Source organism: Methylobacterium sp. CCH7-A2 (genome assembly GCF_001557075.1).
GTDB classification, from domain to species: Bacteria; Pseudomonadota; Alphaproteobacteria; order Rhizobiales; family Beijerinckiaceae; genus Allobosea; species Allobosea massiliensis.
Map to the genome: position 1 here is coordinate 45,271 of NZ_LSKN01000112.1, position 7,547 is coordinate 52,817.

A 7,547-nucleotide genomic window follows, 5' to 3' on the forward strand; every position below is an offset into this window, starting at 1 on the left:
TTTCTAAGCAACGCTCTCCGCCTCTGAACTGGGGCGGGCAAAATGCACAAAATTCGACTTGGCAATCTTCTCCACTGCCTGACGCTCGTGCCTCTCCTGGCGCTGGTCTGCTTCGGTGCGATTCTCGCCTATCAGAGCTTCCAAACCTATCAGGAGGTCCGGAAAGCCTCGCAACTGCAGGCGGTCGTAGACGCGACAACGATCTTCTCGGCGACCGCGATCCCGAATGAGGGCCGGGCCGCCTATCCCTATCTCGCCCAGGGCACGGCCGAGGCGCGTGCCAAGATGGAAATGCAGTGGCCACTGACGGACCACGCCTTCGCGCGTATCGAGTTCGTCGCCGGCGCCGCACAAATCCCCAATGCCGAAACGGCCGGATTGTTGCGGACGATACTCGATCAACGCAAGCTCCTCGGCGAGATTCGGCAGAAGGCCATGCGGCGAGAGACGGATCGCTCGCAGATGGGTGCATTCCTGCAGAACAGCAGCAATCTGGCGAATGAACTCGTCGGACGTGTCGCCGGCGCCGTCGATAATAGCGAGATCGCTCGCCAGATTCTGGCGCTCCATGCCGCGCTCGAGATCAGCACCGGCAGCCTCAACGAAGGCGGGCGCGGCGAGATTGCGTTCCAGACGGGCAAGCTGAGCCAGCCGCTGTTTCGCGTCATGCACCGAGGCGTGGAACTCCAGCAGATCTTCGGGCGGCAGTTCGAGGCATTCGCTCGGCCGGAACACATCGCGCAGTATAAGGATTTCCTCGGATCCGCCGACCACCAGCTGATCAACCGTGTGCGGCCGCTGCTGCTTGATGCCAGCTACGACAAGCTCGATCCCAACGATGCGCCCGGCTGGACGAAGGCCGATCAGGCTCGTCGGGCCTTTTGGCTCAAGCAGATCGAGGAGATGCGCAACAGCTTGTCGGTGCAGACCGCGGAGCTGCTCGGCTCCGCCTATCGCAGCTTCCTCCTTTACGGTGCGGCATCAGTCGTCATCATCCTGCTCGCCGTGGGCTTGGCCATATGGGTGAGCCGCGTGATCCGCTCGCTGTTTGGCCGCCTTGCGGCTTCGATGACCGAGATCGCGGACGGATCCCTCGATACGAGCGTCCCGTTTGCCAACCGGTCCGACGAGATTGGCCGCATGGCGGTCGCACTCGATGTTTTCCGCACCAATGCGCTGAAGGTCCGCAATCTGGAAATCGAGGAGCGAAGGGCGTTGAATGCACGTGCGGAGCGCGCTCAGGCTATGTCCGAAGTCGTCGCATCGGTCGGCGAGGTCGTCCATCGCGCTGCAGAAGGGGATTTCACCGGACGCGTGCAGGTCAGTGCGGACGATCCTTCCCTGCAAGCCCTCGTGGATGGGATTAACCAGATCAACGCCGTCGTCGACGAAGCCACTGGCGATTTCGAGCGGGTGCTGAAAGCGATTGCCGAGGGCGATCTCGCCCAGGATGTGAGCCGCGATTATCGTGGACGGCTCGATCAGTTGAAGACGGCGATCAACCGCACCGCAAACAGGCTGAGCACCGCGGTCGCGACGATTCAGACGACAGCGCAACAGGTCCAGCTCTCGTCCACCGAGATCAAGACCGGCGCGGATGATCTGGCGCAGCGTACTGAACAACAGGCCGCTTCCCTGGAGGAGACCGCAGCCACGACGGAGCAGCTGGCTGCTTCCGTGAAATCGACCGCCCGTTCTTCAAAGCTGGTGGTCGCCGACGCGGAAGCGGCGCGCTCTGTCGCGGCGGAGGGGGGCACCATCATCGGCCAAGCCGTCACCGCCATGTCGCAAATCGAAACGACTGCCGGCCGCGTGGCGGCAATCACCAATGTCATCGAGGAAATCGCGTTCCAGACGAACCTGCTTGCCCTCAATGCTGCGGTGGAGGCCGCCCGCGCCGGCGATGCTGGTCGAGGTTTCGCGGTCGTTGCAAGCGAAGTGCGGACGCTGGCGCAACGCGCGGCAGACGCAGCCAAAGACATCGGCACGCTGATCTCCTCTTCGACGCGCGAAGTCGAGCAGGGTGTGACGCTCGTGCGTCAAGCAGGGGATACTCTCGCCCGGATCGTCGAGGCATCTAATCGGGTCGTCGGGAATGTGTCTCAGATCTCGGTCGCCTGCGACGAACAGGCGAGCGGCATCGACGAAGTGAGCCAGGTCGTGGCGCATATGGATGAGATGACCCAGCAGAACGCGGCACTCGCCGAGCAGAGCTCCGCCTCGGCAGTGGCTCTCGCCGTTCAGATCGACCGGCTTCACGGTCTGGTCGCGCAATTTCGGACAGCCGCGGTAGAGGAGGCGCATCTGCGACGCGTCGCCTGACCTGAAAAGCCGCTCTGGTCAGTATCGCCGCTCGAAGGACGCGATCACGCGCGCCTGCTCTTCCGAAAAGGATTTGATGCGGGCGCGCAATTCGCCCGCAAATTCGCGCGTCAGAAACGAGGTCGGCTTGTTGCAGGCAAATACCATGCTCAGCACCGCGGTCATTTCGGGATCGACAAGCGGAGCAAGGAAGGTCTGGGTATCAACGACCTGGTTGAGCATCGCTCCCAGGGGAAGCAGCGTGAAGCCGTGGCCGGCCATGACCAGCGCCCTCAGGGTGCCGTAGAGGTCGATCTCGTAGGGGCTCTGAAGCGGTATTCCGGCAAGTTCCGCCAACCGGTCCAGCCGGATCCGCAATCCGTGCTGCGAGCTCGGTAGGACGAGGGGCAGTCGGGCGGCCTCGGCGAGCGAGATCGCTTTTCGCCCGTTGATGCCGTGCTCCCGAGCCAGAGCCATCGGCCCGACGAGCACGATGCGTTCTTCGATCAGTTCCTCGGTCACGAGCTGCGGCGAGCTTCCGATGTCGTAATAGATCCCCAGGTCGATGCGGGCGCGAAGCAGCCACTCCTGGATGATACTGCTGTTGCCGCCGGAGATGTGCACGTGAACGTGGGGATAGCGCGCGCAGAAGGAGCTGAGCAGGGAAGGGCACAACGTTTCGCCCAGGTGGTGGACGATGCCGAGGGAAATCCGTCCCCGGGGCTGGACGCTGCGAGCCTGAACGCGATCCATGACGTCCTGCACGTTCGACAGGAACGGCCGCACGACATTGAGCAGATCAAGCCCCTCATCCGTCAGCTCGACACCACGGCCGTTGCGATAAAGCAGGGGCGCGCCGACGGTCTCTTCCAGCTTGCGGATCTGCCGGCTGATGAAGGGCTGATCCACGTTGCGGATGCTGGCCGCGCGGGAGAATCCTCCCTGCTCGACCACGTCCAGAAAGAACTGCAGCTGACGTAGATTCATGCGCACGCTCCGGTGAATGTCAGGTGCCGCAAAGCTGGTATTATTCAATCGTTATAGGAGCATGTCTGCTTCGACACTAACATCCCGTCAGCTTGCCGATCGAAGCCGCCGCATATGCGGCCTTCGAGGGCGTCTTGGGCCAGGACCGCGTCTTTCGCGCGGCGACGCCGCGCAACGACGAGGATGAGATGAAAGAGCAGATGGAGACCAGGCGCGACGGCTCCCGGGGGCCGGCGCAGGAGCGATCGTCGCTTCAGGCCTCGCGGCTTGGCGCGATCGGCTTCTCCCAGACGCTCGCAATGGGCCGTCGCGCCGCGGATCTGCGCCGCGCCGGCCGCGACATCATCAGCCTCGGTATGGGAGAGCTCGATCTCGACATTCCTTTGCCCGTGCGCGAGGCGGCTGCGAAAGCGGCTCTACGGGGCGATGGGCGCAGCCCTCCCGTCGAGGGCCTGCAAGCGCTCAGGGAAGGCATTGCCCGCAAATTGCTGCGGGACAACGGCGTCAACTGTCCCGCAGACGGCATCATCGTCTCAAGCGGGACCAAGCAGGTCATATTCAATGCCATGATGGCGACTCTCGATCCCGGCGACGAGGTGCTCATTCCGGCGCCTTACTGGGTCTCCTATCCCGACATCGTGCGCCTGGCCGGCGGAACGCCGGTGATTTTGACATGTGGGGCCGACAGGGGCCACAAGCTCTCGCCGGAGCAGCTGGAAGAAGCGATCACCGCCCATACGCGCTGGCTCATCCTCAACTCCCCCAACAATCCGACCGGCGTCGTCTATTCACGTGAAGAACTGGCCGCGCTCGCCGGCGTGCTCGCGCGCTTCCCGCAGGTGATGGTGCTCAGCGACGAGATCTACGAGCTCTTCACCTTCACCGCGGAGGGCTTCACTTCTTTGGCTTCGGTGGCGCCGGGGCTGAAGGACCGGATACTGCTCGTCAACGGGCTCTCGAAGTCGTTTGCGATGATCGGCTGGCGGATCGGCTACGGTGCCGGCCCTGCGGAGCTGATCTCGGCCATGGTGAAGGTCCAGTCCCAGAACACCTCGGGCGTGGCCACGATCGTGCAGGCGGGCGCCATCGCCGCCATGGACATGCCGCTGGAAGCGCTGCAGCCGTTCCGCACCGCCTTCGCTCGCCGAAAAGCCAAGGTCGCCGAGTTGCTCCACCATATTCCGGATTTCCGGGCGGTGCAGCCAGAGGGAGCCTTCTACTTCTATCCCATGTGCGAATCTCTGATCGGCCGCCGCACGGCCCAGGGAGGGACGATCGGCAGCGACGCCGATCTGGCGGAGTTCCTGCTCGATACGGCCGACATCGTGACTGTTCCGGGGTCGGCGTTCGGCCTGGGACCGGCGCTCCGGCTTTCTTATACCTGTCCCGAGGAGCGGCTGGAGGAGGCTTTCCAACGGATAGGTGCCTCGTTGGCGAGCCTTTGCTGAAAGGGCCGTTTCGGAGCAATCCCGCTCTTTGAGGACCGGCGGGATTGCTCCAGGTCTTTGTTTGGTCGCATTTTCTTCACGCGAACCGGTGTCCACTTCGCTCAAAAATGCCTTAGGTCACATCGCCTGAAAATGCTCCGGGTCTTTTCATCGGCAGGATGCCGAAACGACGGATGTCGAACGGCGCGATGTCGACCGGGGAAGCCTCTCCGGCAACGAGATCTGCGACGATGGAGCCGGTGATCGCTCCCAATGTCAGGCCCGAGTGTCCGTGACCGAACGCGAAGAAGGCGTCGGCGGTCGCGGGAGCGCGACAGATCACGGGCAGGCTGTCGGGCGTGGAAGGCCTGAGCCCCATCCAGGGTTCAGGCTCTGACGGGCGCAGGTCCGGCAGCGCGGCCGCTGCCAGCTTCAGGAGCCGGTGAGCCCGCCGATAATTGGGCGGCGCGTCCAGGCTCGCAAGTTCTGCGGTCCCCGCGATGCGAAGCCCGCCGGCCATGCTCGACAGTCCAAACTTCTGATCGCCGACGATAACGGGTCGGCCGAGTTCGATGCCCGGATCCGGAACCATGAGATGATAGCCGCGCTCGCTGTCCAGCGGCAGCCATGAGCCCAGTTTCCTTGCCCATCTCTTGGAATGCGCCCCGAATGCAAGGACGAGCTTCCCGATTGGCCGGGCACCGCTGTCGGATATCAGAAAAGCGGGCTTGCCATCGTCGATCACGAGGTCCTCGACCTGAATCTTCACGAATTCTCCGCCCTCCGCGACAAACCGGTCGGCGAGAGCCTGGGTGAGCAGTTGCGGGCTGCGGGTGCTCAGCGAGCCCGTGATCAGCACCCCCCGCGTGAAGTCGGCCGACAGCGCCGGTTCGAGGCGGTGCAGTTCCGCGCCGGCGAACTCCTCGATATGCACGCCGTGCCGCCGGCGGAGATCATGCGCGGGTTTGGCTGCCAGATAGGCATTCTCGGAGCGATAGGCATAGAGCTCTCCGCTCTCGCGGATCAGATGCTCGCATCGCGCCGATGCGATGAGCGGCCGATAAGCTTCAGCCGCAAGCCGCAACAGCGAGGCCAGGGCGCCCGCGATCTGCTCGACCCGTTCAGGCCGGGCCGATGCCAGGAAGTGAAGCAGATAGGGAGAGAGGCTCGCCAGGTGCCGCCAGCGAATGATGAGCGGGCCGTCCGGATCGAGCAGCATGCGCGGGACCTGACGGATGATCCCTGGCGTGGCCGTCGGTACGCAGCCGCCCACCTGTATCATGCCCGCATTGCCGTAAGAGCAGCCACTGCCCGGCTCTGCGCGGTCGATCAACGTCACGCGAAATCCCTTGCGCAGCAGGCTGAGCGCGCAGCAGACTCCGACCGTTCCGGCACCGAGAACCGTAACGCGCGTTCCGTTCACCTTGCCACTCCTCACGGGTTGCTCCGCACGTCGTAGAGCTCGGTCCGCGCGGATCTATGCCGATGGAAACATGGCCTCCCCCGGTTGGCGATGTTTGATGATGTGGACGCCCCCGCCCAACGGCGGCGCTATGGTGCCGATCCGGCTGCCCAACCAGCGAGAGGAGCGTGCGCAATGATGATCAAGACGATTGGACTGGACCTGGCGAAGAGCATCTTTCAAGCGCACGGCGTCGATGAGAGAGGAGCGACGGTGCTGGTGAAGAAGCTGCACCGCAAGCAGATGCTGCCGTTCTTCTCGAAGCTTCCGCCGTGCTTGATCGGCGTGGAAGCGTGCGGAACGGCCCATCACTGGGCCCGAACTCTTTCGGCAATGGGCCACGAGGTTCGCCTGATCCCGCCGTCCTACGTGAAGGCCTTCGTGAAGCGCGGCAAGAGCGACGCCCTTGATGCCCAAGCGATTTGCGAAGCGGTTCAGCGGCCGACGATGCAGTTCGTTCCGGTCAAGACCGTCGCCCAGCAGGGTATCCTCATGACTCATCGTGCGCGGTCCTTGCTGGTTCGTCAGCGCACGTCAGCCGCTAACGCATTGCGAGCCCACCTGGCCGAGCTGGGGCTTGTCGCCAATCCCGGCGTCGCTAATCTGGCAAAGCTCGCCGAGCAGGCATTGGCCGAGGACGCGCTTCCATCGTTTGCTCGCGCTGCGCTTGTTATCATGCACCGCCAGATCGTTGTCCTCGGACAGGAGATCTCGGAGCTGGACCGCCAGATCGCCGCTTGGCATGCCGAGAGCGAAGCGAGCCGCAGGCTCGCTGCGATCCCTGGCCTGGGCGTTGTCACCGCCACCGCCATCGCAGCTACCGTGACTGATCCAGATCAGTTCCGCTCCGGCCGTCAGTTCGCCGCGTGGCTCGGACTGACGCCGCAGCAGCAATCGACCGGCGGCAAGACAAGGTTGGGCGGCATCTCGAAGCAAGGAGATCGCTATCTGCGCCGATTGCTCGTCGTCGGCGCGACTGCCGTTATCCGGCATACGAAGGACAAGCCGACGCCGATGGCGAGTTGGATCAGGACGCTGCTTGAGAAGAAGCCTTTCAGGCTCGTCTCTGTCGCGCTCGCCAACAAACTCGCCCGGATCGCATGGGTGCTGCTGACGCGGAAGGAGACCTACCGACCCCAGCAACTCGCCGCTTGAGAGGACGATCTAGGAGACAACCCGAATTGGTGACGGCAGTCGATGATGAGTGACGATCGAGCCAACGACGAGGCCAACCCGCGTGATTCAATGCGCTCTAGCAGCGCGCCAGTTTGATAGGGACCTCGTCGGCGGATTTCCATCAGGGCCAGCGGCAGACTTCCGCCGCACAAACAGGCCGGACATATGAAAGCAACCGATCAAATCATCCCGAC

5 protein-coding genes are annotated in these 7,547 nt (G+C 63.5%); 3 read left to right on the forward strand and 2 right to left on the reverse strand.

Annotation, left to right across the window (positions count from 1 at the left end; all coding sequences use genetic code 11):
* The first annotated feature begins 42 nt into the window (after nt 1–42).
* Nucleotides 43–2,322, forward strand: coding sequence for a methyl-accepting chemotaxis protein (locus tag AX750_RS09740; RefSeq protein ID WP_066717033.1), 2,280 nt, complete (start codon nt 43–45; stop codon nt 2,320–2,322).
* A gap of 18 nt (nt 2,323–2,340) precedes the next feature.
* Here the strand turns inward: AX750_RS09740 and AX750_RS09745 are convergent, their stop codons facing one another.
* Nucleotides 2,341–3,288, reverse strand: coding sequence for a LysR family transcriptional regulator (locus AX750_RS09745; RefSeq protein ID WP_066717031.1), 948 nt, complete (start codon nt 3,286–3,288; stop codon nt 2,341–2,343).
* A 92-nt stretch (nt 3,289–3,380) separates the two neighbouring features.
* On the opposite strand from AX750_RS09745, the gene AX750_RS09750 reads away from it, so the two are divergent.
* A complete protein-coding gene (locus AX750_RS09750) occupies nt 3,381–4,736 on the forward strand; it encodes a pyridoxal phosphate-dependent aminotransferase (RefSeq protein WP_197426515.1) in 1,356 nt (451 codons plus the stop codon).
* Between the two features lie 112 nt (nt 4,737–4,848).
* Here AX750_RS09750 and AX750_RS09755 read toward each other — a convergent pair whose 3' ends face one another.
* A complete protein-coding gene (locus AX750_RS09755) occupies nt 4,849–6,138 on the reverse strand; it encodes an FAD-dependent oxidoreductase (protein WP_068074421.1) in 1,290 nt (429 codons plus the stop codon).
* Nucleotides 6,139–6,312: 174 nt separating this feature from the next.
* Here AX750_RS09755 and AX750_RS09760 point away from each other — a divergent pair, with 174 nt between their 5' ends.
* The gene (locus AX750_RS09760; protein WP_067254004.1) at nt 6,313–7,332 is read left to right on the forward strand and encodes an IS110 family transposase; all 1,020 of its coding nucleotides are present in this window, start codon (nt 6,313–6,315) and stop codon (nt 7,330–7,332) included.
* The last annotated feature ends 215 nt before the right edge of the window (nt 7,333–7,547 follow it).

Excerpts from the sequence above, each read along its gene's own strand:
- AX750_RS09740 (WP_066717033.1), top strand. The coding sequence starts at position 43 with ATGCACAAAATTCGACTTGGCAATCTTCTCCACTGCCTGACGCTCGTG.
- AX750_RS09745 (WP_066717031.1), bottom strand. The coding sequence starts at position 3,288 with ATGAATCTACGTCAGCTGCAGTTCTTTCTGGACGTGGTCGAGCAGGGA.
- AX750_RS09760 (WP_067254004.1), top strand. The coding sequence starts at position 6,313 with ATGATGATCAAGACGATTGGACTGGACCTGGCGAAGAGCATCTTTCAA.